The organism is Methylophaga sp. UBA1464 (assembly GCF_002325665.1).
GTDB lineage: Bacteria > Pseudomonadota > Gammaproteobacteria > Nitrosococcales > Methylophagaceae > Methylophaga.
This window is the reverse complement of the sequence record NZ_DCSO01000100.1, coordinates 26,362-26,692: the sequence shown is the minus strand read 5'-3', so window position 1 is coordinate 26,692 and position 331 is coordinate 26,362. Positions and strand designations below refer to the sequence as shown.

1 pseudogene is annotated in these 331 nt (G+C 46.2%); it reads left to right on the top strand.

Going from position 1 to position 331, the window contains the following annotated elements:
• Positions 1-331: pseudogene (locus B3O33_RS13850) on the top strand (hypothetical protein); the annotation flags it as partial.

Genomic DNA, 331 nt, shown 5'->3' with positions numbered 1-331 from the left:
TGCGGGCAAATCGTCATTGGTATGAAGCGAATCTTGATAATACGCCCACTGAAACGCATTGGTATGAGTTTGCCGATTCACAATACAGTGATCTGAAAAAACGCTGGCAACAGGCCAATCTGGCTAAATTCCGTGAGCAGCATCATAAATGGTATGAGGCCAACCTGGATCAAACACCAACGGACAAGCACTGGTATGAATTCAGCGATGAACAGACTGCCAGTGATAAGAAATGGTATGAAGCGAATCTGCAGGCCGCACGTGAAAGTCACCAGAAATGGTATGAGGCGAATCTGCATCCCGATCCCCATGCGGATATCAAAAAGAAATG